26 protein-coding genes and 3 tRNA genes are annotated in these 23,861 nt (G+C 24.9%); 14 read left to right on the top strand and 15 right to left on the bottom strand.

The window, feature by feature from the left end; translation table 11 throughout:
• Positions 1-2: 2 nt before the first annotated feature.
• Positions 3-635 carry an HAD family hydrolase gene (locus tag ACAN_RS05635; protein WP_099334151.1) on the top strand — a complete coding sequence of 211 codons (633 nt, stop codon included), beginning with the start codon at positions 3-5 and terminating at the stop codon, positions 633-635.
• 44 nt (positions 636-679) lie between these two features.
• The gene (locus tag ACAN_RS05630; protein ID WP_099334150.1) at positions 680-1,942 is read left to right on the top strand and encodes a response regulator; all 1,263 of its coding nucleotides are present in this window, start codon (positions 680-682) and stop codon (positions 1,940-1,942) included.
• Positions 1,943-1,944: 2 nt separating this feature from the next.
• Here the strand turns inward: ACAN_RS05630 and ACAN_RS05625 are convergent, their stop codons facing one another.
• The 4 genes from ACAN_RS05625 to ACAN_RS05610 form a co-directional block, all read right to left on the bottom strand.
• Entirely contained in the window at positions 1,945-3,057 is a 1,113-nt protein-coding gene (locus tag ACAN_RS05625) for a hybrid sensor histidine kinase/response regulator (RefSeq protein ID WP_099334149.1), read from the bottom strand.
• A gap of 73 nt (positions 3,058-3,130) precedes the next feature.
• Positions 3,131-4,966 carry an ATP-binding protein gene (locus tag ACAN_RS05620; RefSeq protein ID WP_099334148.1) on the bottom strand — a complete coding sequence of 612 codons (1,836 nt, stop codon included), beginning with the start codon at positions 4,964-4,966 and terminating at the stop codon, positions 3,131-3,133.
• Between the two features lie 18 nt (positions 4,967-4,984).
• The gene (locus ACAN_RS05615) at positions 4,985-6,619 is read right to left on the bottom strand and encodes a sensor histidine kinase (protein WP_099334147.1); all 1,635 of its coding nucleotides are present in this window, start codon (positions 6,617-6,619) and stop codon (positions 4,985-4,987) included.
• Positions 6,613-7,671 (bottom strand): FIST C-terminal domain-containing protein, encoded by a 1,059-nt coding sequence (locus tag ACAN_RS05610; RefSeq protein ID WP_099334146.1) that lies wholly within the window; start codon positions 7,669-7,671, stop codon positions 6,613-6,615. Before ACAN_RS05610 ends, ACAN_RS05615 begins: the two co-directional genes overlap by 7 nt.
• A gap of 228 nt (positions 7,672-7,899) precedes the next feature.
• Here ACAN_RS05610 and ACAN_RS05605 point away from each other — a divergent pair, with 228 nt between their 5' ends.
• From ACAN_RS05605 to ACAN_RS05585, 5 genes are all read left to right on the top strand, one after another.
• Positions 7,900-8,655 (top strand): hypothetical protein, encoded by a 756-nt coding sequence (locus tag ACAN_RS05605; protein ID WP_099334145.1) that lies wholly within the window; start codon positions 7,900-7,902, stop codon positions 8,653-8,655.
• A 12-nt stretch (positions 8,656-8,667) separates the two neighbouring features.
• The gene (locus tag ACAN_RS05600; RefSeq protein WP_099334144.1) at positions 8,668-10,293 is read left to right on the top strand and encodes a UvrD-helicase domain-containing protein; all 1,626 of its coding nucleotides are present in this window, start codon (positions 8,668-8,670) and stop codon (positions 10,291-10,293) included.
• 108 nt (positions 10,294-10,401) lie between these two features.
• Positions 10,402-10,486: transfer RNA gene (locus ACAN_RS05595), tRNA-Tyr, on the top strand.
• Between the two features lie 16 nt (positions 10,487-10,502).
• Positions 10,503-10,578, top strand: a tRNA-Phe gene (locus tag ACAN_RS05590).
• Positions 10,579-10,600: 22 nt separating this feature from the next.
• A tRNA-Leu gene (locus ACAN_RS05585) sits at positions 10,601-10,687 on the top strand.
• Between the two features lie 9 nt (positions 10,688-10,696).
• Here the strand turns inward: ACAN_RS05585 and ACAN_RS05580 are convergent.
• A complete protein-coding gene (locus tag ACAN_RS05580; RefSeq protein WP_099334143.1) occupies positions 10,697-11,143 on the bottom strand; it encodes a hypothetical protein in 447 nt (148 codons plus the stop codon).
• 78 nt (positions 11,144-11,221) lie between these two features.
• Between ACAN_RS05580 and ACAN_RS05575 the strand changes: the two genes are divergently transcribed.
• On the top strand, positions 11,222-12,175 hold the full coding sequence (locus ACAN_RS05575) for an AraC family transcriptional regulator (RefSeq protein WP_099334142.1): 954 nt from the start codon (positions 11,222-11,224) through the stop codon (positions 12,173-12,175).
• Here ACAN_RS05575 and ACAN_RS05570 read toward each other — a convergent pair.
• A complete protein-coding gene (locus ACAN_RS05570) occupies positions 12,172-12,510 on the bottom strand; it encodes a cupin domain-containing protein (RefSeq protein ID WP_099334141.1) in 339 nt (112 codons plus the stop codon). The genes ACAN_RS05575 and ACAN_RS05570 overlap by 4 nt on opposite strands.
• Before the next feature lie 113 nt (positions 12,511-12,623).
• Here ACAN_RS05570 and ACAN_RS05565 point away from each other — a divergent pair, with 113 nt between their 5' ends.
• On the top strand, positions 12,624-13,127 hold the full coding sequence (locus tag ACAN_RS05565) for an NADPH-dependent FMN reductase (RefSeq protein ID WP_099334140.1): 504 nt from the start codon (positions 12,624-12,626) through the stop codon (positions 13,125-13,127).
• Between the two features lie 183 nt (positions 13,128-13,310).
• The gene (locus ACAN_RS05560) at positions 13,311-14,078 is read left to right on the top strand and encodes a flotillin family protein (RefSeq protein ID WP_099334139.1); all 768 of its coding nucleotides are present in this window, start codon (positions 13,311-13,313) and stop codon (positions 14,076-14,078) included.
• Positions 14,079-14,101: 23 nt separating this feature from the next.
• Here ACAN_RS05560 and ACAN_RS05555 read toward each other — a convergent pair whose 3' ends face one another.
• Genes ACAN_RS05555 through ACAN_RS05545 form a run of 3 tightly spaced genes read right to left on the bottom strand, consistent with a single transcriptional unit; the run spans position 14,102 to position 15,589 of the window.
• On the bottom strand, positions 14,102-14,854 hold the full coding sequence (locus tag ACAN_RS05555; protein ID WP_099334138.1) for a carbonic anhydrase: 753 nt from the start codon (positions 14,852-14,854) through the stop codon (positions 14,102-14,104).
• 24 nt (positions 14,855-14,878) lie between these two features.
• Positions 14,879-15,232 (bottom strand): hypothetical protein, encoded by a 354-nt coding sequence (locus ACAN_RS05550; protein ID WP_079577180.1) that lies wholly within the window; start codon positions 15,230-15,232, stop codon positions 14,879-14,881.
• A gap of 51 nt (positions 15,233-15,283) precedes the next feature.
• Positions 15,284-15,589 (bottom strand): hypothetical protein, encoded by a 306-nt coding sequence (locus tag ACAN_RS05545; protein WP_099334137.1) that lies wholly within the window; start codon positions 15,587-15,589, stop codon positions 15,284-15,286.
• A 198-nt stretch (positions 15,590-15,787) separates the two neighbouring features.
• On the opposite strand from ACAN_RS05545, the gene rraA reads away from it, so the two are divergent.
• Positions 15,788-16,273 carry a ribonuclease E activity regulator RraA gene (rraA, locus tag ACAN_RS05540; RefSeq protein ID WP_099334136.1) on the top strand — a complete coding sequence of 162 codons (486 nt, stop codon included), beginning with the start codon at positions 15,788-15,790 and terminating at the stop codon, positions 16,271-16,273.
• A gap of 8 nt (positions 16,274-16,281) precedes the next feature.
• Here the strand turns inward: rraA and ACAN_RS05535 are convergent, their stop codons facing one another.
• Both ACAN_RS05535 and ACAN_RS05530 read right to left on the bottom strand, forming a co-directional pair.
• Positions 16,282-16,929, bottom strand: coding sequence for a carbonic anhydrase (locus ACAN_RS05535; protein ID WP_099334135.1), 648 nt, complete (start codon positions 16,927-16,929; stop codon positions 16,282-16,284).
• Between the two features lie 9 nt (positions 16,930-16,938).
• Positions 16,939-18,390 (bottom strand): acetyl-CoA carboxylase biotin carboxylase subunit, encoded by a 1,452-nt coding sequence (locus tag ACAN_RS05530; protein WP_099334134.1) that lies wholly within the window; start codon positions 18,388-18,390, stop codon positions 16,939-16,941.
• Between the two features lie 143 nt (positions 18,391-18,533).
• Here ACAN_RS05530 and ACAN_RS05525 point away from each other — a divergent pair, with 143 nt between their 5' ends.
• The gene (locus ACAN_RS05525; RefSeq protein ID WP_099334133.1) at positions 18,534-19,409 is read left to right on the top strand and encodes an AraC family transcriptional regulator; all 876 of its coding nucleotides are present in this window, start codon (positions 18,534-18,536) and stop codon (positions 19,407-19,409) included.
• Positions 19,410-19,426: 17 nt separating this feature from the next.
• On the opposite strand, the gene ACAN_RS05520 is transcribed toward ACAN_RS05525, so the two are convergent.
• The 3 genes from ACAN_RS05520 to ACAN_RS05510 are packed head-to-tail and all read right to left on the bottom strand — an operon-like array spanning position 19,427 to position 21,071.
• Positions 19,427-19,996: a TlpA family protein disulfide reductase gene (locus ACAN_RS05520; RefSeq protein WP_099334132.1), complete on the bottom strand. Its 570-nt coding sequence runs from the start codon at positions 19,994-19,996 to the stop codon at positions 19,427-19,429.
• A gap of 9 nt (positions 19,997-20,005) precedes the next feature.
• Positions 20,006-20,650, bottom strand: coding sequence for a DsbA family protein (locus ACAN_RS05515; RefSeq protein WP_099334131.1), 645 nt, complete (start codon positions 20,648-20,650; stop codon positions 20,006-20,008).
• Complete coding sequence (locus tag ACAN_RS05510) at positions 20,640-21,071, bottom strand: disulfide oxidoreductase (RefSeq protein ID WP_099334130.1); 432 nt, start codon at positions 21,069-21,071, stop codon at positions 20,640-20,642. Before ACAN_RS05510 ends, ACAN_RS05515 begins: the two co-directional genes overlap by 11 nt.
• Positions 21,072-21,235: 164 nt before the next feature.
• Between ACAN_RS05510 and ACAN_RS05505 the strand changes: the two genes are divergently transcribed.
• The gene (locus ACAN_RS05505; RefSeq protein ID WP_099334129.1) at positions 21,236-22,423 is read left to right on the top strand and encodes an EAL domain-containing protein; all 1,188 of its coding nucleotides are present in this window, start codon (positions 21,236-21,238) and stop codon (positions 22,421-22,423) included.
• A gap of 16 nt (positions 22,424-22,439) precedes the next feature.
• On the opposite strand, the gene ACAN_RS05500 is transcribed toward ACAN_RS05505, so the two are convergent.
• Positions 22,440-22,811 carry a S24 family peptidase gene (locus ACAN_RS05500; protein ID WP_099334128.1) on the bottom strand — a complete coding sequence of 124 codons (372 nt, stop codon included), beginning with the start codon at positions 22,809-22,811 and terminating at the stop codon, positions 22,440-22,442.
• A gap of 72 nt (positions 22,812-22,883) precedes the next feature.
• Here ACAN_RS05500 and ACAN_RS05495 point away from each other — a divergent pair, with 72 nt between their 5' ends.
• Positions 22,884-23,858: an endonuclease/exonuclease/phosphatase family protein gene (locus tag ACAN_RS05495; protein WP_099334127.1), complete on the top strand. Its 975-nt coding sequence runs from the start codon at positions 22,884-22,886 to the stop codon at positions 23,856-23,858.
• Positions 23,859-23,861: the final 3 nt, after the last annotated feature.

The following is a 23,861-nucleotide window of genomic DNA, read 5'->3' as shown; positions in this document are numbered from 1 at the left end:
GTATGAATAAAAAATTTATATTATTTGATAATGATGGAGTACTAGTTGAAACTGAGATGTGGTACTACCAAGCAAATTATGATATTTTAAAAACAGTAGATATAATTTTGGAGTTTGATACTTATCAAAAAATAATGATAAGAGGTGGAACTGCTTGGGAATTGGCAATAAAAAAAGGTTTAAAAAAAGAAGATATTGATAAGTTAAGAGAGAAAAGAGATGAACTTTATCAATATTTTTTACAAACTAAAGATATTACTATTAAAAATGTAGTTAGTACTCTTGAACAATTAAGTAAAAAATATAAAATGGGAATAATTACAACTGCTAGAAGAGTTGACTTTGAACTAATACATAAAAACAGGAATATTATTGATTTTATGGATTTTACTTTATGTGTGGAAGATTATGAAAAAGCAAAACCACACCCTGCTCCTTATCTTGCTGGATTAAAAAAATTTAATGCAAAAGAAGAAGAAACAGTTGTTATTGAAGATAGCCAAAGAGGACTTGATTCAGCTTATGCTGCAAATATTGATTGTATAGTTATAAAAAATGAGTTTACAAAAAGCCATGATTTTCAAAAGGCTAAATATTTTATTGATAAATTTGAAGATTTAAAAAAACTTTTGTAATTTTGTGATAAGATTATAAGTAACTTATTTAAAAAGAGTTTAAAATGATTAATAAAGAATTTTTAAAAAAACTTACTATTTTATATGTAGAAGATGAAGACTTAGCAAGAGAAAAACTTGCTAAAACATTAAATAGGTTATTTAAAACTGTATATTTAGCTCCAAATGGTATGGAGGGATACATACAGTTCCAAAAACTACATTTAGCAAAAACACCAGTTGATTTAGTCTTAAGTGATATAAATATGCCCAAAATGAGTGGTATTGAAATGCTTGAACAAATTAGACAATTAGATGAAGAAGTTCCTTTTATATTTACAACTGCTAGATCAGAATCAGAAAACTTACTTAAAGCAATTGAATTAAAAGCAAACCATTATATTCTTAAACCAATTGATACAGAAGATGTGGTTTTAAAATCTCAAGAAGTTTGTCAAAAAAAATATTATGAAAAAATGCTTTCTATAAAAAATCAAGAGTTAGAACAATACTTAGATGCAATAGATAATATTGCAGTTGTACTAAAATTTGATGAAGAAGTTAATATAACATTTATTAATAGTGCATTTTTATTATCTTTTCAAAAAGATGAAAAAGAGATAATAAATCATGATTTTAAAGAACTCATTCACAAAGACACATCAAGAGAAGTTATAGAAGATATTATTGAACAAATAAAAGAGAAAAGTAAATGGGAAGGTGAATTAAAGTTTGCAGACTCTAAAGGTGAGCCTTTTTATGTTACTTGTAATATATTTGAAATTGATGAAGATCATACTAAAGCTTTTATTTGTATTGGTTTTTTATCTACAAAAGAGAATTTAGAAAAAAGAGAATTTAAAAAGAAAGTAATTAAAAATATACAACAACAAAGAGAATTGATTGCTAATTTAAAAAAACAACAAGATGACTTGAAATTAAAAATTTCAAAATATGAAAATATTATTCCTTTATTAAAAAGTGAGCTAGATACTGAAAAGAAAAAAAGTCAAGCTAAGTTGCAACAAATAAAACATTATGAAAATGAAAAACTAAATCTTGATGAAAAACAAGAAGGAATACTTAAACTAAAAAATAAGCAAATTGAAGAGTATAAAGATGTAATGCTTAGAGTAAAAAAAGAGAAAGACCTTTTAGTTCAAAAAATTCACACCCTTGAAGAAGAGGTTTTAGCTAAAAAAGTTGATATTGAGAAAAAACAAGAAACAATTGATATAAAAATGAAAAGAATAGAAGACTTAAATGATGTAATAAAATTTAGAGAAGCCCAAATAAAAGAGCTTGACCCTAAAGCTTTACTAAATTAATTTTACTTTCCATTTGATAGTATCATTATAAATTTAGCACCTTTGCCAGTGTTTTTTAACTTCAACTCTCCATTAAAACTTGTTTTTACAACAAGTTTTACCATATAAAGACCTGTTCCTGTACCTTTTTCTTTTGTAGTAAAATAAGGATCAAAAATCTTTTCAGGATCATCTTCTTTTATTCCACCTGCTGTATCTTCTACAACTAGAACCGTATACTTTTGATTAGTTCCTGCTGTTATATAAATATCTCTTTGTTCAATTTCTCTTTCAATAAACGCATCTTGAGCATTTGTTAAAAGATTTAGTACAACTTGTTCTAATTCTGAATCAACACCATAAACTTCTTCATTTGATATATCAATATGCAAGTTAATATTGTTATTTTCTAACTGCTTTAATAATAAACTTTGTGAATTATCAATAACCTTTTTAAGTAAAAATTTATTTTTTGATTTTTTAGGATTGAAAAAATCTCTAAAATCATCAATTGTTTGGCTCATAAAATTTATATTGCTTTTTGTTTTTTTAGAAAATTCATCTATAAACTCATCATTAATCTCACCAAAATTATAAGAGTCTTTAACATCATTGCAATAAAGAGAAAGTACATTTAAAGGTTGTTTTAATTGATGGGCTATTACTCCTATCATTTCACCCATAGTAGCCATTTTTGCTTGATGAATCAAAATCTCATTTTTCTCTTCTAACTCATCTTGCCTTTTTTTACTTCTTTCAAAAATATCTATATATACTTTAAGTTTTGCATCTAATAAAAGGTCATCAATTGGTTTTGTAATATACTCAATTGCACCAATATCATAACCTCTTCTTTTATACTCATCTTTATCATAAATCCCAGTAATAAAGATTAAGGGAATATCTTTTGTTTTTTCAATACTTTTTAAATACTCTGCAAACTCAAAACCATCAATTTCAGGCATTTGAATATCAGTTAAGATTAGATTAATTTCTTCTTTCATTAAAATCTCCATGCCCTCTTGAGCACTTAAGGCACTAAAAATCTTAACATCAAAACTATCTTCAATCATCATCTTTAAAGAGTGAATATTCTCTGCAACATCATCAACTAATAAAATACTAAACTTTTCCATGTTAACCCTTTAAAAACAGTATATTAATAATAACGCATTATTATTTTGAAGTACTTAAAAAAACATATAAAATCTATACATTATCTTTTATATATTTTATTAAATATTCATTATCAATTGGTTCATCTAAAATCAAATCCACTACTTCACTATTATTGCATTTTCCAATAGAAATGATTATCAAATTATTTTCTTCTTTAATTTTCATAAGTTCTTCATTAGTTTCTACTTTATGAATAATCAAAAACTCTTTTTTTCTTTTATCATGTGCTTTTAAAAACTCTTTTAAACTTTTGATATTAATTAAAGAGATTGATTCTTCTTTATTTAATGCAACTCCTAATTTAAAAAATAACAAAGGATTATCATTTAAAATAAAAACTGAAATATTTTTTTCTTCTTTTGGTTTATTTTTTTCTGGCTTAAGTATTTGTGTATCTTCTGTTTTTTCTTTTTTATTTTCATCTTTTGCTATTTTTGTCCTATCAGATTTTTTAATATTAAATAAAAAAGAACTTCCTTTTTCTTCTTCACTTTTTATTTTTATTTCTCCACCTTGTAAAATAACTAATTCTTTTGAGATTGCCAAACCTAATCCTACACCACTATATTTTCTTGTAGTTGTTCCATCAAGTTGTTTAAAGCTAGTAAAAATCTCTTCTTGATTTTTCTTTGAAATACCAATACCTGTATCAATAACTTCAACAAAAATATTAGTTTCATCTTCAAAAATATTAAATCTTATTTCTCCTTTTGAAGTAAATTTTATAGCATTACTTAAAAGATTTCTACAAACTTGTGTAAACCTTTGCTCATCAATTACATATAAACTCTCTTTTAATTTATAATCACTTTTAAAAGCTAAACCTTTTTTATTTGCACTTGTATCATAAATGGATACTAATGTATTAAAAACCTCTTTTAAATTAGATTCTTTTAGATAAAGTTTTATATCTTTTGATTCTATTTTAGTCAAATCTAAAATATCATTTATTAAAATTTTTAATTCATTTGCAGATTTATTTATTATTTTTATATTATTTAAATTATTTTCATCTAAACTATTATCTTTATTTTTTAACATAACTGCTGTTATTAAAGATATTGGATTTAATGGAGTTTTTAATTCATGACTTATATTTGCTAGAAAAAAGTTTTTATATTTATCTGCTTGTATTAACTCTTTTTTTTGCTGTTTTAATTTAACATTTAGTTTAGTCATTTCATCAAAACTTTGATTTATTCGCAGTGCCATATAATTGAAACTATCAGTTAATTGGGCTAATTCTGTTTTATTGTTTTTATGCAAAACCTCATCAACAAAAACTCTATTTCTACCATCAAGATGTTTTGTTGCTTCTATTAAACTATGTAAAGGTTTTACTATAAGTTTTTTTATAAAATAGATTAAAAAAACAAAAAGAAAAAGAAACTTTAAAATTGTTATAATAACTATTAAAATTATATTTTTTTCTATTGTTTTATATATTATATCTTTATCATAATATACACTAATAGTTGCTACTTTTTTATTTTTATTGTTAAAAACATCAAAATCAAAACTTTTTAGATTTTCTTGATTTTCAATACTATTTTTATCTATTTTATATCTATTTTCTAAAAAAACTTCGCCTGAGATTTGTCTTATTTTTATCTTTTCTATATTTGTATTACTTATAATCTTTTCTGCTATTTGATTTGTTCTTTTTCTATCATAATTCCAAATACTTACACCAAGGTCATCACTATAAGACTTTTCTATAAGTTCAAACTCTTTTTGTAAATTCTTTTTTGCCAATTCAAATTGCATAAAAATTTCATATGATGTGAAAGCTGTAACAACTATTATATATACAAAAAATAGTTTTTTAAATAATAAAAAACCCAATGAGTCTGAAAAACTATACATTTCTAGCCTTTTAATTTATTATTTTTTAGCTTTTACCAAATTTATTACTTCTTGAACTAAAGATTTATCAACTTTGTTTCTTGATATACAAATATCTGCTTTATCAATTTTTTCATCACCAATTGCAACTAAAACTAATTTGTTTTCAATTGCTGTTTTTTCTAGTTTTTCTAAATCCTCTCCTTGTGAATTTAATACATCAAATATTATTGCTTCAAAGGTTCTATTTTGTATTACTTTTTGAGCATTTTCCACAGAGTTTGTATGTTCAATTTGAATACCTTCTTTTTTAAATGTTACTAAAATTGGAAAAATAGTTGCATGATCACCATTTATTATTAAAAGATTATTAAAATCTTTATTCTCTTCTTCACTATTTGTAGAACTATCTTCAATATCAAAAAACACTATCTCTTCTGTTTTTATACTTTCATCACCACTTGAAATATCAACTTTATCATCAGAAACATTTTTTATAGTTACTTTTTTAGGTAAAGTAACTTGAAATTCACTTCCTACTCCCATTTCACTACTTACTTTTATATCTCCACCTAAAAGTTGTGACAGCTCTTTTGATATTGCAAGTCCAAGTCCTGTTCCACCATATTTTCTTGTTGTACTACCATCAGCTTGTTTAAATCTTTCAAAAATATTTTTTAACTTGTCTTTTCCTATTCCTATTCCCTCATCAACTATAGAAATTATAATATCATCATTGCTCTCTTCTATTTTTATTTCAATACTTCCCTCTTCTGTAAACTTTATTGCATTACTTAAAAGATTTTTTATGATTTGTTTTACTCTTGATTCATCAGTTAGAATTTGAGTATTTTTTATATTAAATGATTTTAAAAATTTTAAGTTTTTATCTTTTGCTAGTGGATACATTGAATCATATAAAGAGTCAATTAACATTTGAATATCTATCTTTTTTAGGTTTAAAGACAACTCCCCTGCTTCAATTTTTGAAATATCTAATATATCATTTATCAAAACTAAAAGATCATTTCCACAAGTATTTATTATATTCATATTTTTTACTTGTTCTTCATCTAGCTTTTCTTTTTTATTTTTTTTCATTACAGAAGAAATTACAATAATAGAGTTTAAAGGAGTTTTTAATTCATGACTCATATTTGCTAAGAAGTCATTTTTATACTTATTTGATTCAACTAACTCTTTTCTTTGTCTTTCAAGCTCAACGGCTAAAGCTCTTAGTTTTTCATTTCTTTTTTTCATTATTGTAACATTTAAGCATGAATCAATACTAATATTTAGTTTATGTGCAAGACCTTGAAACATTGAACCTAAAAAACTCATATTCATACTTTTTTTACTATAAACAAGAAAGATTATTCCTCTATCTAAAGGTAGTATTAAAACCCTTTGGGTTTTATCATTTTTATTATCAATAATATTAAAACTATCATAAATATTAGAATAGTCTTCAATATCAAAATCTTGTATTTTCCCCATACTTATAATTTTATTTAAGCTTCTTTTACTCTCATGATACAAATAAAAAGTTCCATATAAAGCAAAGGTTTCGTTAATAAATGTCTTTAATACTTCTTTTAACATCTCTTTTAAATCTAAACTATTTCCTATTGCGCTATGACATTTATATGTAAGTGCTAATTGTTCAACTAACATATTGCACCTACAAGACAAGTTTTATTAAATAAATTTAAATTTACATCGCTTTTATTTACAATCTCTCCTAATGTTAAAACTCCTAACATTAATCTATTATCACTTGTAGTTTTTATCATTTGCATTTCATCATCAAAACTCTCTTTTAAAAAGTTTTTTCTTGATACGCATTCAAATACTAAAACTGCACTTTGTTTATTTTCACATTTTCCAACAGCTTCTAAAGTTGCTTGCTTTGCAGCATTTATTAACTTATCTTTATTACCTTTTAAAATAGCAATTACAGAGTTTTGAGAAATAAGATTAGAGATATTTAAACTATTATTTGAAACATCAAATATTTCTTTGACTAAAATCTCATTGTCAAATTTTATTAAACCAATTGGATAAGAGTTTAAATAATCATTGATATTATCTATTTGTATATTTAAATCTTCTTCTATAGTTTTTTTATAATAATCAAGTGCATTATCATAATCAATTTGTAAAATACTAGTTTCATAAACAAGAGTAGTTACAAGTTGGTCTTTTAATATTGTCCAACCATGCTCTACTCCTATATTAATATTTTGTTTTTTACAAAGAAGTAAAGCTGCATCTTTATAAATTCCTTCAGGTGAAAAAATAACCTCTTTTCTACTAAAAGGGACAACACCAGAACCACCACCTAATACTTGTGTTTGTGGTTCAAGTAGTTCAAAAAAAGAGTCTAAAAATTCATCTACATGATGACTTAATCCATCAACAAAAGTAATTACTGATTTGATTTGTTTAAATTGCTCTTTATCAAAAGAGATTTTTGAAATGTCATTTTGCATTATTATTTTTTCATCATCATCAAGCTTATATGCTAAAAGTCCATCTTTATAACTTACTGCTTCAAATATAATTTCAGGGAAAATAGCTCCATATGCTTCAATTTTAGAATTTTTTAATAATGACATATAAAACTTACACTCTTGAGCTACTAATAATAGATATCTATTATTTTCATCTTTACAATCTCTTACAAAGGCATCTAAACTTTTATAATATTTAACATTGATACTCATTGCAAACTCCTTAAAACAACTTGTGTATTAAATAGTATTTATATTATTTTACACAAGAATAGTAATATAATAGTATCAAAAAAAAGCTCTTGTTTCATAGTTAAATAATAATTTTTCTAAATAAAAGCAATTTTTTATTATTGTATTGTCTTTTTGAAACACTTTAAAATAAGCTTTATTACTAAATAATTTAGATATTATTACAATAATTTAACAAAGAGGAAATATATGCAATACTTTGGTGTATTTAAAACAAAATATGAAGAAGTTTTTTTAACAGAAAGCTACCTTTACATAAGTTGTGATAAAGATGATGAGATTACAGTAAAAGATTTAAAAGAAAAAATCAAAACAAATAAATTGAAAAAGAAAAATATCATAGGAACGATTTTTTTATATAATCCTATTGTTTCTCCTGTAGGATATGATTCAAATAAGTTTTTACTAGAACAAGAGTTTGACAAATTTGATGAAATGATTGAGCTTAAAATAGAAACATATATGACTGTATTTAAAAATGCCATGAGCAAAACAGATGAAATAAAAGGTAAATTAATTCAAATTAGAAACTTATTTAACTTAAATGAAAAAAATATAGATTCATCTCAATTACTTATGAAGTTCAATGATGATTTAGAAAAATATAACTCTTTACAAAATACAGAATTTGATAGAGATATTATGTATTTAGATGCACAAAACTTAATTCCATCAGGTAAGTTTGTATTTTTTTCATGGGGTGAAAAAATAAATGCAAAAGAGTTTATTTATATTGATGATTATGCAAGATTGATTTATGAAAATTGTAAAAAACTTGGTAAAAAAATAGCTTTTGTTTATAAAGAAGAGAAATCTTTAGAAGGTGCTGAACAACTACTTCAATTTGCTACACCAATGCAAAATATAAAAACAAAAAACTCAATTACTAGTGCAATAAATGAATCTTTTAAAGAGTTTCCACCAAAAATATCACCATATAAGTAGTAATAAACTTTTATGACTTTTACCAAAGAACAAATAGACATAATAAACTCAAAAGAGCACTCTTTTAAAATAAATGCAGTTGCAGGAAGTGGCAAAACAACAACACTTCTGCAATATGCTAAAAACTTTCCAAAATACAAAATCTTATATCTTGCATATAACAAATCTTTGCAAACTAGCTTAGAAAAAAAACTAAGTAACTTAGAAATTTTTAATATGGATGTAAAGACTATACATTCACTAGCTTTTAATAAAATGCAAGCTTGGAAATATAAACTAAGTTATGATTTAAAAGTAGATACTATTTACAAGTGCATAAAAGAGTTTGAACAAAATAGACTATCATACGAACCAACACCAAACTATCTAGCACTTATAAAAGATATTATTAACTTTTATTGTAATAGTTCACTAATACAAATAGATGAAGTATTACTTCAAAGTTATAAGAAGTATTCAAACTTAGATGCAAAAGTCTTAAAACTTCTAAAAACAAGAGCAGAAAATATTTTAAATCATACAAGATATATCTTAACTTGCATGAAAACACACAAGATTGAAGCAAGTCATGACTTTTATTTAAAATTGTTTTATCTAAATAAAAAAATCTCTTCAAACTTAGGATATGACTTAATCTTAGTAGATGAAGCACAAGATATTTCTGATGTTATGATTTCAATAGTTGAAGCACAAAATTGTAAAAGAGTCTATGTTGGAGATAGTTTTCAACAAATCTACTCTTTTAGATTTGCTATAAATGCTCTTGATAAGATAAAACTTCCTATATATAAATTAAGTAAAAGTTTTAGATTTTCCAATGAATTAGCAAAAAAACTAGAGTACGATTTAAATCAGCTTTATAGCAAAATTGACTCAAAATCTCTTGAAATATTTGGATTAAAGAATAAACAATCTTTAATAGGAGAAAAAGTAGTCAATGAAAAAAAACCTTTTTGTGTAATAAGCAGAACAAGTTTTGCTCTTGCAAAAGAAGTAATAAAATATATAAATAAAAAGAGAGATTTTAAAATATATTTTGAAGGTGGATATAATTCATACTCTTTTATGAATCAAACTGTTTATTCAATATACTACTTAAAACAAAAGAAGTATGAAAAGATATCAATTGATGAGTTAAAAGAGTTTAGTAGCATTGAAGAGCTTGAGGAGTATGCTAAAGATACAAAAAACCAAGATTACTTAAATGTAATAAGATTTATTAACACTTATAATGATTCAATATTTGAAATAAATAAAAACATAAAAAGCAACCTTACACAAGATAAATCAAAAGCAGATATAATTTTTACAACTGCACATAAATCAAAAGGTATGCAATACTCTCAAGTTATTATGTGTGAAGATGACTTTATAAGTAAAAAAGATATATTAAATTCAAAAAAGAGTACAACAAATCTAAAAATAAATGAAGAATTAAATATCTATTATGTTGCAGCAACAAGAGCAATGGATGCTTTAAATCTTGCCAATTTAGATTTAAATTATAGTTTTGATGAATCAAAAGTAAATAATCAAGAAAATTTCAAAGTAAAAAACTCTAAGAAAAAAGTTCCAATGAAAAAACTTAAAGAACTTCAAAATAGATGGTTAGAATCAAATAAAATCAAACATTTTTAAATTTTTAGAATTTTTTCTAAACTTTTAAATAATTTCAGCTTTGTTTAATCTAGTACCTATTATAATTCCACCCGCTTAACAATAAAGCGACACAGAAACTTAACAATCGGTGAGGTTGGAGAGTGGTCAAATCCAGGAGACTGTAAATCTCCCGCCTATGGCTTCGAAGGTTCAAATCCTTCTCTCACCACCACTATTTAAGTTTAGGTGGCTCGGTAGCTCAGTCGGTAGAGCAAAGGACTGAAAATCCTTGTGTCGGCAGTTCGATTCTGCCCCGCGCCACCATTTTTTATGTCTACAAAAAAGTGCGAGTGTGGCGGAATAGGTAGACGCGTGGGACTTAAAATCCCATTCCGGTTTCGGAGTGTGAGTTCGATTCTCACCATTCGCACCACTTTTTTACTCATCTTGAAACATAACTTGAAAAACTCCATGGAATAGAAATACACAACAAAATCAATACAACAGCATTTGAAATAACTAGGATTTTATTTTTCTTATAGTTACATTTCTCTTTTTTTATTTTACTATTAAAAAAAGATAATAATAGTATTGCAAAAAATATAGTTAATGGATGTTCAACTGCAAAAAATCTTATTTCACTTAGTTTTATCATCTCAAAAGGGTTTGTATAAAACTGTCTTACAATATCTGAAAATAGATATAATCCAAAGCCTAAACTTAACTGTATATGAGCAAAAAATGTAGTTATATAAGTGATTTGTTTATTATAAATATTATATTTTTTATAAAAAATAGTATTATATAAACAAAAACAAAATCCTAAGATTATAAATAGAAGCAAAAACCATCTAATATAAGAGTGAAGAGTTAAAACTGTATAATACAAATTCATTCCTTTTTTACTAAAATTTTAACTTTTTTATAAACAAACAAAAAGGAAAAAGATAAGTCTAAGGTAATCAAATTGCGAAATAATTCAAACTTAACAGTTGAAAAGTTTATTGATGTGTTAAAACTACTTGAAAAAAGAGTTAATACAAATACTTTTTTAACTAAAAATACAAAAATAGAAGCCAATACAATCTTTACACTAATTAAACAAATCTCACAAAAAGAGAAAAGTGATAAAATCTATTTTGATATATCAAATATGGTTATTCCAAGTAGTATTGGTATTTTGGGTTATTTAATATCCCATTCAAATAATTTAAATGAAGCATTAGAAAAACTTAGTGTTTATTATAAAATATTAGGAGATAGTTTAGAAATTAGATATAAGAATAGTAGCTTATTTATATACTTAGATGAAAATATTAATCACTTTGAACAAAAATTAAAACTACATACAATTGCAATTATTACTCTTTTGAAAAACATCTTATATAAAAACTTAGAGTTTGAATACTGTAATTTTAGTTTTAAATCACCTATTTGCACAAAAGAGTATGAAAAACAGTTTGGAAAAAATCTCAATTTTAAAAAAGAGCATACTAATATTGTTTTTACAAAAGAGTGTTTACAATATAAAACAAAATTCAATGATGAAACACTTTTAATGCTTTTTGAACAAGAAGCAAAAAAGATGTTAGATTTAGTAAGTAGCAATAATTTTAAAGAAGAAGTTAGTAAAGAGATTATTAAACTTATTTCCTTAGATGAACTTAGCTTACAAAATGTAGCTAAAAGATTAACTCTTCATGAAAGAACTCTACAAAAAAGATTAAAAGAAGAGAAAAGTTCTTATACAAAAATAGTAAAAGAAGTACGAATTAAATTAGTAAAATACTATTCAAGTAAGAACTTTACAGCAAATGAGTTGAGTACACTTTTAGGTTTTAGTACTACAAACTCATTTTTAAAAGCTTTTAAATCATGGTTTAATAAAAGTTTTGAAGAGTTTAAAAGTAAATCTCTTTAAAGTTTCAAAACTCCTTTAACTCTGTTTATACTATCTTTTTTTGATAGACTAAGTCTTACAATAGAGTTTTTGTTCGCTGTTAAATCATGTGGAACATTTGCTTCTAAAGAGACTATGTCACCTCTTTTTAAAGTATGAGTTTGTCCATTTACACCAAAAAGAATCTCACCTTCAAAAATTTCAACTGTAATTGGATATGATGTTTTATGCTCTTTCATAACTTGATCTTGTTTAAATACTATTCTTATCTCTTTTGAGAACTCACTTTCAAACATAACTGTAATAGCAACTTTATCTTTATACTCTAAATTTTCTAAGATATTATACTTGTTCATGTTTGCTCCTTTTTTTTATTTATAACATTATTTTTGATATTAGTTATTGATTACAATCAAGGTTTAATTTTCAAAGAGTATAATTTTGCCAATATATTTTTAGGAGATTTATAATGGCTAAAATAGGTATTTTAGTTGCTAGTGCAGTAAATAATGTAAAACTAGCAAAAAGATTAGAAGAATTAACTATTGAAGCTGGTCATGAAGCTGAATTAATAAACTTAGTAGATTTAGACTTACCTTTATACTCAACTGTAAAAGAAGAGAAAGATGGTCTTCCTGCACAAGCTTTAGAACTAGCAAATAAAATTTTAAATTTAAATTCATTTATTATTGTAGCACCAGAATACAATGGTGTAATGCCTCCTGTTTTAAATAATGCGATGGCATGGACATCAAGAAGTACAAAAGACTGGAGAGATGCTTTCAATGAAAAAGTAGTAGCACTTGCAACACACAGTGGTGGAGGTGGAGCTAAAGGACTTCAAGCTATGAGAATAATGTTTCAACATTTAGGAGCAAATATCCTAGCAAGAGAGATTTTAACTTCATATGATAAACCACTAAATGAAGAGACTGCAAAAAATATTATTAAACAATTAGCTAATTTTTCTTAATACAAGGTTTTATTTCCTTGTATTAAGAAAGCTAAACTTTATACACATACAAATTACTTTTATGCCACATAATACTGTTACTATTTTTATAATTGATTAATATATAGTTGCTATACTTAAATATTTCAATAAGAAATTACATCAAATATGATATATTTAGCAAGATATAAAAGGATTAATAAATTGAGAGCAAAAGCAATATTTTTACAAATTTTATTGATTTCTTTTTTCTTTAGTGGCTGTGATTTACTTGGTCCATCCCAAGAAGAGATAAGATTAAAAGAAAAAGAGTTAAATCAAGCAAAACAAATAAAGCAAGAAGAGATTGAAGCACAACTTGCAATAAAAGAGAAAGAGATAGCTTTAAAAGAAAAAGAGTTAAATCAAAATCAAGCACTAAAACAAAAAGAAGTAGAGTTTAAACTAGAAGAGAAAAAAGCTGAATTAAGTAGCAACAAAGATATTGAAATTGAGAAAATCAAAGCAGAAATTGCTAAAGAAAAAATCAGAATAGAAAAAGAAAAAATCAAAGCTATAAACAGAGAAAAAAGACTAAAATTTGAGCTAGATGCCTTACAAAAAGAAAAAGACAATCAAATCAAAACATATGGATTAATACTAATAGGATTTATACTACTTCTTCTTAGCTTTTTACTTTTTATATATTTAAATAATAAAAGAAAAGATAAACTAAAAGCATATGAAGATAATATGGAAAAATATTTTAGATCAAAAGAGAATGAAGCAAAACTACAAATTGCAAATAAAATCTTAGATACTATTTCAAAAGGTGAATTAAAACCAGAAACAGAGGCTAAGCTAATAGCTTCATTAAATGGCAATCCCCAGTCAAAAATACAATCTCAAAACCAAGTTCTTAAAAACTCAAATGATGATGTGATGAATTTAGAAGTTTTAGATAAAAAAATAAAAAAAGAGCAAGATAAATAGAATAGAAAAATCTATTCTATTTATTATTCTAATATAAACCTTGTATTTCTATTTTGCAAAGGTCTATTGTTTTTACCCATAATTGCTTTAAAATCTTCAAGTTGATTTTTTGAAGCTTGTACTGGTGTTTTTAAAACTATCCATTTTACACCCTCTGTACATGGAGGAGTAGTTAAAGAACCATCAAATGTATAATACTCTTTATTTTCTGGCAAAATATCATAGCCATAAACATCTGCTTTAATACTATTTGATTGATTTTTTTGTTCAGGAACATTTCTTAAAAGCTTGTTTAATACTATATTTGTATCTTCTGCTTCTTCAAACATCACAGCAATAACTGCAAGGTTTTTATTTTTATCTTGATGAACTAAATGAACTTCCATAGGATAAGAAGCTCCATCAATTCTATTTTCACTTGGAGTATGAAAATGCATTTGTAATAAAGAATAATCTTTTGATTGAAAATCAATCAAGTTTCCCCTTGCAAAATCAACTTTTATAGTATGTCCATTATTACTAAAAGTTGTTGCTCTAGCATCATCATAAAAAGTTATTTCATCTAGTTGTGCTTTTAAAATATCACCTCTTATATCAAGGGGCGATTGATGTTTACCACTTTCACACATCTTATACTCTTTATCTAAACTAGCCCAATTTTGAGGAGCTAAATCACCCTCATATCCCCAAGCTGCATTTTGTTTTTTAGTTTCACTTTCACTTAACATTAGTGCTATTGCTGCAACTATTAAAATATAAATCATTGTATTTTTCATATTAAATAATCCTTTTTTATTAATTTATTTAAAAGGTGAAATAAAATTTTTATCTAAATAATCATACTTCAAACATCTTTCACACTTTGCGATATCTTCATATTCAATAGATGACAGATTTAAATCTTTAAAAGTATCTCTTATTATACTAATTGCTTCTTCATTTGCTGAATAAACAACTGCTTTAGAACCAATATTTCCACTAACTATTTTATCTGTCTTTGATAAAACTTTTTCCATATTATTTTCCCAATAGTCAATCAATTTTTGATTATCTTCTAGTTCTTCAGATTTTTCGTCCCATTCTAAACATAAATCTGGTAGTAAACCACAAGTTTTTCTATCATCAAAATCAATTGTAATCCCTCTTAGTTGCATGATAAGCTCCTTTTGTTAGTTTGTAGATAAATTATAACAAAATTTATACTATTAATTAAGTTTAATATTTATCAATCTTTGAATTATCTCTTGTGTTTCATTGGCATCAAAAAAGATATTCATTGCTAATTCTTTATTTACTTTTATTAAAAACTCTTTTCTTTTAATAGATAATTGCTTTTCGTCATCTTTAAACTCATATAAAATTCTTGTCATTTCATTTTCATACTCTTTTATAATATCCTCTTTTTTTTGAGTTTTAGAATTTATAATTTTAGTTTTTAAAAACTTTTTTCTTATAAGTATATAAATACCTAAAAGAGTTAGTGATATTAAAATAAAATCAATTGTTTGCATATATTGTTCCTTTGTTTTAAAATACTAACACGATTTATATGACTTTCTTATAAAATATCTATTATTGCTTTAACTTTATATAGAATTAAAAAATAAAACTAAGCTTAAAAATTATTCTATATTTTACTAAATCAAACACTTTATATACATACTATTGTACTATAATAAAAAAGCTAGACAATAAAAAAAAGGAGTATTATGTCTTTTAGTACTGCAGATATATGTGATGATTTTAAAGATCAAGAGAAGATTCAAGTATTATCACCAAAATTTAAGAACTATGGAAAGAAAACAAAATTCCAAGGTGAAGTTGTAACTATTAAACTTGATAAAAGTAATTGGATACTAATTTCAACATTAAAAGAAGAAGATGGTAAGGGAAAAGTTGTTGTAGTAGATGCAAACCAAGAGTTTTATGCTATTGTTGGTGATAAACTTATGGACTTTGCAAAAAATAATAACTATGAAGCAATTATTATAAATGGCTATGTAAGAGATATTGATGTAACAAAAGATATTGATGTAGGCTTATTAGCTATTGGAACTTGTCCTCAAAGAAACTTTGAAAAAACTCAAGGTTTAAAAGATGTTGAACTTATGTTTGAGGGAATTACTGTAAATAGTGGTGATTATATTTATGCTGATTGTGATGGTGTAATTATCACAAGCAAAAAACTTATATAAAAGACTCTTTATTTTAAAGAGTCTCTTAATTGCTTAAACTTTTCATCTTTTGTATCATAATACATAATTGAACCATCTTCAATTTTATAATACCACCCATGAATTTCAAGTGTTTTTTCTTCAACTTTTCTCTTAATTTCTGGATAAGTTAATAAGTTTCTTAGTTGATAAACCACTGAACTTTTTTCAGTTTTAGTATAAATCTCTTCAGCAGATAAATCCAAATAGTTATTAAGCACATAATTTCTTGCTTTTTTACCCAATTCTAACCATTTTTTAACATGCACAAGACCTATATTATCATCTTCTATTTCACTATATAATGCTTTACAAGCACCACAATGTGAATGTCCACAAACTATAATATGTTTTACATTTAAAACACTTACAGCAAACTCAATAGCAGCAGAACTTCCATGAAAATCAAAATCAGCCTCAAAAGGTGGTACAAAATTACCTACATTTCTAAGAATAAACATATCCCCAGGCTTTGAATCCATTATCAAATCTGGAACAACTCTACTATCACTACAACCAATAAATAACACTTCAGGACTTTGTCCTTTTTCAACCAATGTATTAAAATCATCTTTATAATCTTTAAACATTGAATTTTTAAAAGTTAAATTTCCTTGAATTAATTGCTCTAAACCCATATTTCACTCCTAATGTTTAACTTTAATATTTTTTTCTTTAATTTTTGCTATAAAAGAGATAATTTTTGCTACTTTTTGTTCTTCTTCTTTTATATGTTCTTGTGTTTGTAAAGTAAATGTTTCAAGTTTTTCATCTAAATAACTAGTATTGAAATTTCCTACTTTAAAATCTTCATCCCTTACTATTTCCCTATGCAATGGTATATTTGTAGGAAAACCTTCAATATAAAACTCATCCAAAGCTCTTTTAGCTTTTTTTACTGCACCTTGCCAATCTAATGACCAAACTATAAGTTTCCCAATCATTGAATCATAATTTGCTGGAACTTTATAACCTGAATAAATAGAAGTATCAAGTCTTACACCAGGACCACCAGGAGTTAAATATTTTGTAATAGTACCAACTGATGGCATAAAGTTTTTTTGAGGGTTTTCAGCATTAATTCTAAACTCAATAGCATATCCTCTAAATTTTATCTCATCTTGAGAGAGTTGAAGTTTATCCCCCTCTGCAATTTGTATCATTCTTTGAATAATATCAACACCTGAAATAATTTCAGTTACAGGATGTTCAACTTGCACTCTTGTATTCATTTCTATAAAATATATATTATCTTTATCATCAAGTAAAAACTCAACAGTTCCTACATTTTCATAACCTAATTTAATCATTGCATTTGTTGCAATATCATAAAGTTCTTTTCTCACATCACTGTTTAATCTAGGAGATGGAGCTACTTCAATTACTTTTTGATGTCTTCTTTGAATTGAACAATCCCTTTCACCCAAATGTAATACATTTCCATACTTATCAGCAATAATTTGTACTTCAATATGTCTTGGATTCTCTACAAACTTTTCAATAAATACTTCACCTCTACCAAAATATTTTATAGCCTCATTTGTAGCACTTTCAAACATTTGTTTAAAATCTTTTTGATTTTTGACAATTCTCATACCTCTACCACCGCCACCAAATGCAGCTTTTATAATCACAGGAAAACCAATATCTTTTGCAATATCTTCAGCTTTATTTACATCATCAATTGGTTCATTTGTTCCCTCAAGTACAGGAACACCCACTTTTTTCATAGCAACCTTTGAAGCCATTTTATCACCAAATAAAGCAATATGCTCAGGCTTAGGACCTATAAAAATTATTCCATTTTCTTCACATGCTTTTGCAAACTGCGCATTCTCACTTAAAAATCCATATCCAGGGTGAATAGCATCACAATTTGCTTTTTTTGCAATTGATATAATTATATTAAAATCTAAATAAGCATTTATTGGATCTTTCATAATAGGATAACACTCATCAGCTTTCCTAACCCAAACTCCCTCAACATCAACCTCTGAAAAAATAGCAACACTTATAATATCTAACTCTTTACATGCTCTAATTATTCTTAAGGCAATTTCTCCTCTATTTGCTATTAAAACTTTTGAAATCTTTTTCACAATATTTCCTATTTTTTTTCCTATATTTTAAACTTATAAAAGAAATAATTCTTCTTCTTTTGTGCTAGTTTTATTGTTTATTTGTGCTAATTATATTATTCATTTGTGCTACATTTATAAGTTATTTATGCTAAAATATTTTTATGAAAAAAGAAACACTACAAAAAAGAGTAAAAATAGCAAATAATGTTATGTACTATATATACACTCATATTGACACTCATATTGATATTGAAGAGTTAAGTTATGATTTTCAAGTTAGTAAGTTTCATATGCAAAGAATATTTAAAGAGGCTTTTGGAAAAAATATTTATGAAAGTATCAAATCAATTAGACTTCAAAAAGCTGCAAACTTACTTTTAACAAATAAATACTCTACAATTTCAAATATAGCAAATTTGTGTGGATACAGTTCCCAGTCTTCATTTATAAAAGCTTTTAAACAAAGATTTGAAATGACTCCCAAACAATGGAAAGACAAAGGGTATAAAGAGTATTCAACAAAAATATTACAACAATCAAAAAGTGCTTTAAATTCAAATGCAGACTTTTCAAAAATAACACCTACAATAGTTAAAATGCCAAGTTTAGATAGTTTTTATATTAGAAATAAAGGCTATAATAAAAACATAAAAAATACTTGGCAAAAACTTCAAACATTAATTTTAAATAATAACTTGAAAAACTACAAACAAATAGCGCTTCTTCATGATAATCCAACAATTACTCCACTTAATGAGTGCCAATACATTGCTTGTATCGTACCTGAGAAAAAAAGTGATGTAAATAGCCATAGATTACCAAAATTTAAAATCTCAGAGGGAGTATATGCAAAATTTGATTTAGAAGGTGTTCATGGAGATATGCTAAAATTTATTCACTGGGTATATCATGAATGGCTTGTTAATAGTGAGTATGAAACTACTACAAAGCCATCTTATGCAGTCTATAACAAAAATAATTTCTTAAGTGAAGATAATAGATTTAATATGAGTTTTTATGTATCAATAAAGTTTTAAAATAGAACTATCAAGTTCTATTTTAAACTATTTTCTATATGATTTAGTAAAGTTTGTTCATCTACTAAACCTACAAATTTTTCTAAAAATTTTCCATCTTTACCATATAAAAATGATTCAGGAACTCTTTTTACATCATCAAAGTTTTTTGCCATTCTAAAGTTTTCTTGTTCGTTTATTGTAACAGGAAATTTCATATTAAACTCTCTCATAAAATCAGCAAGAGCTTTCATATCTTTATTTTTTTCATATAAAACACCTATAATTACAAAGTCATCTTTATATTTTTCATACACTCTATTAAACATAGGAATCTCTTCTTTACAAGGAGGACACCATGTAGCCCAAAAATTAATTAATACTACTTTGTTTTTCAAATCTTCTGATGTTAATTTATCATTTTCAACAGTTAGCTTAATTGTTTCACCTGTTGTTGTTTCTAAACTATAAGTTTTATTACCTTGTTTTTTTAACTCTTTAAAACTTTTTGAGTCTTTAATTACAACAGCTTGTGCTTCATCTTCACTTCCACAACCTGTAAAAATAACAGCAAATATAACTAAAGTAAATAAATATAATTTCTTCATATTTTTTCCTTATTCAAAAATTTCTTTTTCTACTAAATCAAAAAAAGCTTGATAACTTAATGTTTCAAGTTCTTTACCATTTACAAAAAAAGTTGGTGTTCCTTGTACTCCTAAAGTAGTAGCATCTTCATAATCTTGTTCTAGCATTTGGCTTATATCAATAGATAAAAAATCTTTTTTTAATTTTTCCATATCAAGACCTGCTTTTGGAAGATATTGCCAAATTAGTTCTGGTCTAGGATTTAAAGGATCAGCCCACTCTTCTTGATATTTAAATACTATATCTAATGTTTGTTTATATTTGTTTTGAGCTCTTGAAGCTTCTAAAATCTTTATTACATAAGCAGAATTATCATGATTTGCTAAATATCTTACTACAAACTTTACATCTTTATAGTATTGTTTTAAAATATCATTTACAACACTGTTAAATATTTTACAAGGAGGACACTGTGGATCCATATACTCAACAATAACAACATTTGCTTTATTCTCTCCAAAACTATAAGAGTTTTCTCTTACAAATGGAGCGTTGTTAGTATCTTTGTAAGCAGCTAAACTATTTTTTGTAATTATTTTATAAACCGTAATAGCAGCAACAAAAGCTGCTACAACAATAACCAATGTAAAAAATACTAATTTTTTATTTTTCATCTTTAAATAAACCTCTTTTCCCTAAATATAATAAAATCAATATAGTACTATACGCAATTAAAGATAAAAATGGAATTGTGATAAAGCCAAACCAATTAATATACTCTGTACTACAAGGTACACCTTGAACACAAGGTACAGCACTTTCAGAAATTATACCAAACATTAAAAGATTATGATAAATAGCGATTGCTAATCCAACTAATACTAATCCAATTGAGTATTTAAATAGTTTGTCATCAGGATATAATAATCCAAGTAGAAATATTATCACCAAAGGATACATAAATATTCTTTGATACCAACACATAGAACAAGGGATAAATTGCATAACTTCACTAAAAAAAAGACTTCCTAAAGTAGCAATTAAAGCTGTTACAAAACATAAAAAAACAATGGTAGAACCAATTTTACTATTCACTTTTATATCCTATTTTTCATATGATTTTAACTAAAATTCGTGTAGTTTATGTGTATTATATCAAAAAAATTATTTTTTTTGATTAGATAAAAAATAAACAGTTTATCCATATGTATAATAATTAATATCTGTTATAATAATTATACAATTGTTAAAGGTAAGATATGTTTTCAAATATAAAAATTAAAGTTTATTTCCAACCAATAATTTCAATAAAAGATAAAAAAATATTCGCATTTGAAGCTTTAGTTAGAGGCTTTGATAAAAAGAATAATCTCATAACTCCAGATATTTTACTAGAAAAAGCAAAAAAAGATAAGGTTATTGAAGAGTTTGATAATTATATTAGACAAAAAGCTATTAGAAAATTTAAAAGTTATTATGATGAAGATGAGAATTTATTACTTTTTTTAAATTTTGAGTCATCAGTAATAGAAAAATCAGAAAAATACAATTTTAACTTAGATTTTGTTAAAGAGGTTGAAAAACTTAATATAAATAAAAAAAATATTGTTTTAGAAATAAAAGAAGATACTATTTCTAATATAAAAGCTTTAAATACATTTTGTAAAAAATATAAAGATTTGGGTTTTATTATTGCAATAGATGATTTTGGAACTGGCTATTCTAGTTTTGATAGATTAGCAATTATACAACCTGATATTGTGAAAATAGATAGAAGTTTAATATCAAATATTGAAAATAACTATATAAATAGTTCAATTTTAAAATCTATTGTTGATATTTCTAATAAAATTGGTGCTTTAACACTTGCTGAGGGAGTAGAAACAAAAGAAGAGATATTAACTTGTATGAAGAATCATATAGAAATATATCAAGGCTTTTACTTTGAAAAAGCTATAGATGAAATAAAAAAAGAGACAAAAGAGTCTTTACTTAATAAAATCAATATCATAGGATTAGAGTATAAAGATGCTGTTAAAAAGCATATGAAAACAAAACAAGCTATTTTAAAAAGAATGAAACACTTAACAAAAGATGTAGTTAAAATGATCTCTTTTGAACAAAATTTTCACCTTGAAAAGTTAGAGCTTATATTAAAAGAAAATAATAATATTGAAGCAATATATTTAATTGATTACAACTTAGGAAACCAAATAAATGATACTTTGATAAATAATATACAAAATCGTTTTTACAAAGCTTCAAAACACAATGATGACCATAATTTAAAAGAGTATTATTATATTACTAAAGAGTCTAAAACAAAAGAGTTCTTAAGTCAAAAATATATTTCAAAAGCAACAGGAAGTATGTGTAGAACTTATTCAAAAACTATTAAAATAAATCAAAGCAGATTTATCTTATGTTTTGATATTCTTACAGATTAATTTTAAGATTCAAAAATCAAAATTTAGTAAAAGTCAATATGACTTTTGCTACAACATGTACATCTTTAAACTCATATACCAAATGGCTATAATCTTTGTTTATTGATACAAAAACTGTTTTATTTTGTTTTATAAGTGCTTTTTTTATCCACATCTTATTATTGTAATAAACAATATATATTTTCTCATTTTTTATATCTTTTTGAGATAAATCAGCAACAACTAAAGCTTTATGATTAATTACAGGTTGCATTGATTTGCCATCAACTCTTAAAACAAAAAGTGAACTTTCTTTTATATTTTCATCTAATAACTCTTTTGAGAATGAAAGTTTTTTACTTTTGTTCTCATCAAAAACATCTACATAATCTAAAGTTAAAATATCCATTTTTTCCCTTTTTTAAAAGAAGAAGTATAACTAAGATTTTTTAGTTTAAAGTTAATATAGTAAAATTTCACTATGAATATAAAAGTAGGAACATTTAATCTATTTCAATACGCAAAACCTCCCTATTCTTGGTATGTACAAAAAGATAGATTTAAAATAAAACAGTGGGAAGAGAAAAATAGTTTTATAAAAGAGCAGTTAAAACAAATGAATTGTGATATTGTAGCTTTTCAAGAAGTTTTTTCATATGAAGCTTTAGAAGAGTTGACAAAACAGTTAGGTTTTAAATATTTTAAAATAGTTGATACTGCAAAAACTGATAAAAAAAATGATAAAGTTTTTATCTCTACAACAGTTGCTCTTGCATCAAAATACGAGATAAATAAACTTAGTACTATTGAGGTAAATGAAGAAGTTTTAGAAAAGCTTGATATAAAACAGCCTTTTTATTTTTCAAGATTGCCAATAAAAGCAAATATTTGTATAAATAATATAGATGTATTAATATATGTATTTCATCTAAAATCTAATAGATTAAATGAGTATGAATATAAGTTCAATGAAGATGATACAATAAATTTGAAAATAGAAAAATCAATATATGCTATGAATAGTCTTAATGCAACATCATTAAAGCAAAGATTAGCAGAAGCTTATCATCTTGCACTTGATATTTTAAGTAGTTTAAAAAATCAAAAAAAAATAGTTGCATTAGGTGATTTAAATGATAGGCAAAACTCTTTAGTTATTGATATACTTACAAATAAAGCTCTTTTAGATATTGATTTATTTTCTAAAGATTATGATATTAAAAATAAGAAAGAGTACTTTTTATATGACTCATATGAAAAAGCTTTGAAAAAAACAAAAATCAAAGAAGCTACATCTTATTATAAAGCTGTTGGAAATATACTTGATTATATATTTGTTTCAAAAGATATTGATGTTTTAGAGTATTCGCTTTTTAATAATCACCTACTAAAAAATAAAGATGGCTCAATTTTACAATCAGACCATGCTCAAGTAGTAGCAACCTTAAAGCTTTAGACT

It is taken from the genome of Malaciobacter canalis (genome assembly GCF_008000835.1).
GTDB classification, from domain to species: domain Bacteria; phylum Campylobacterota; class Campylobacteria; order Campylobacterales; family Arcobacteraceae; genus Malaciobacter; species Malaciobacter canalis.
This window is presented reverse-complemented; position numbering and strand designations above follow the sequence as displayed.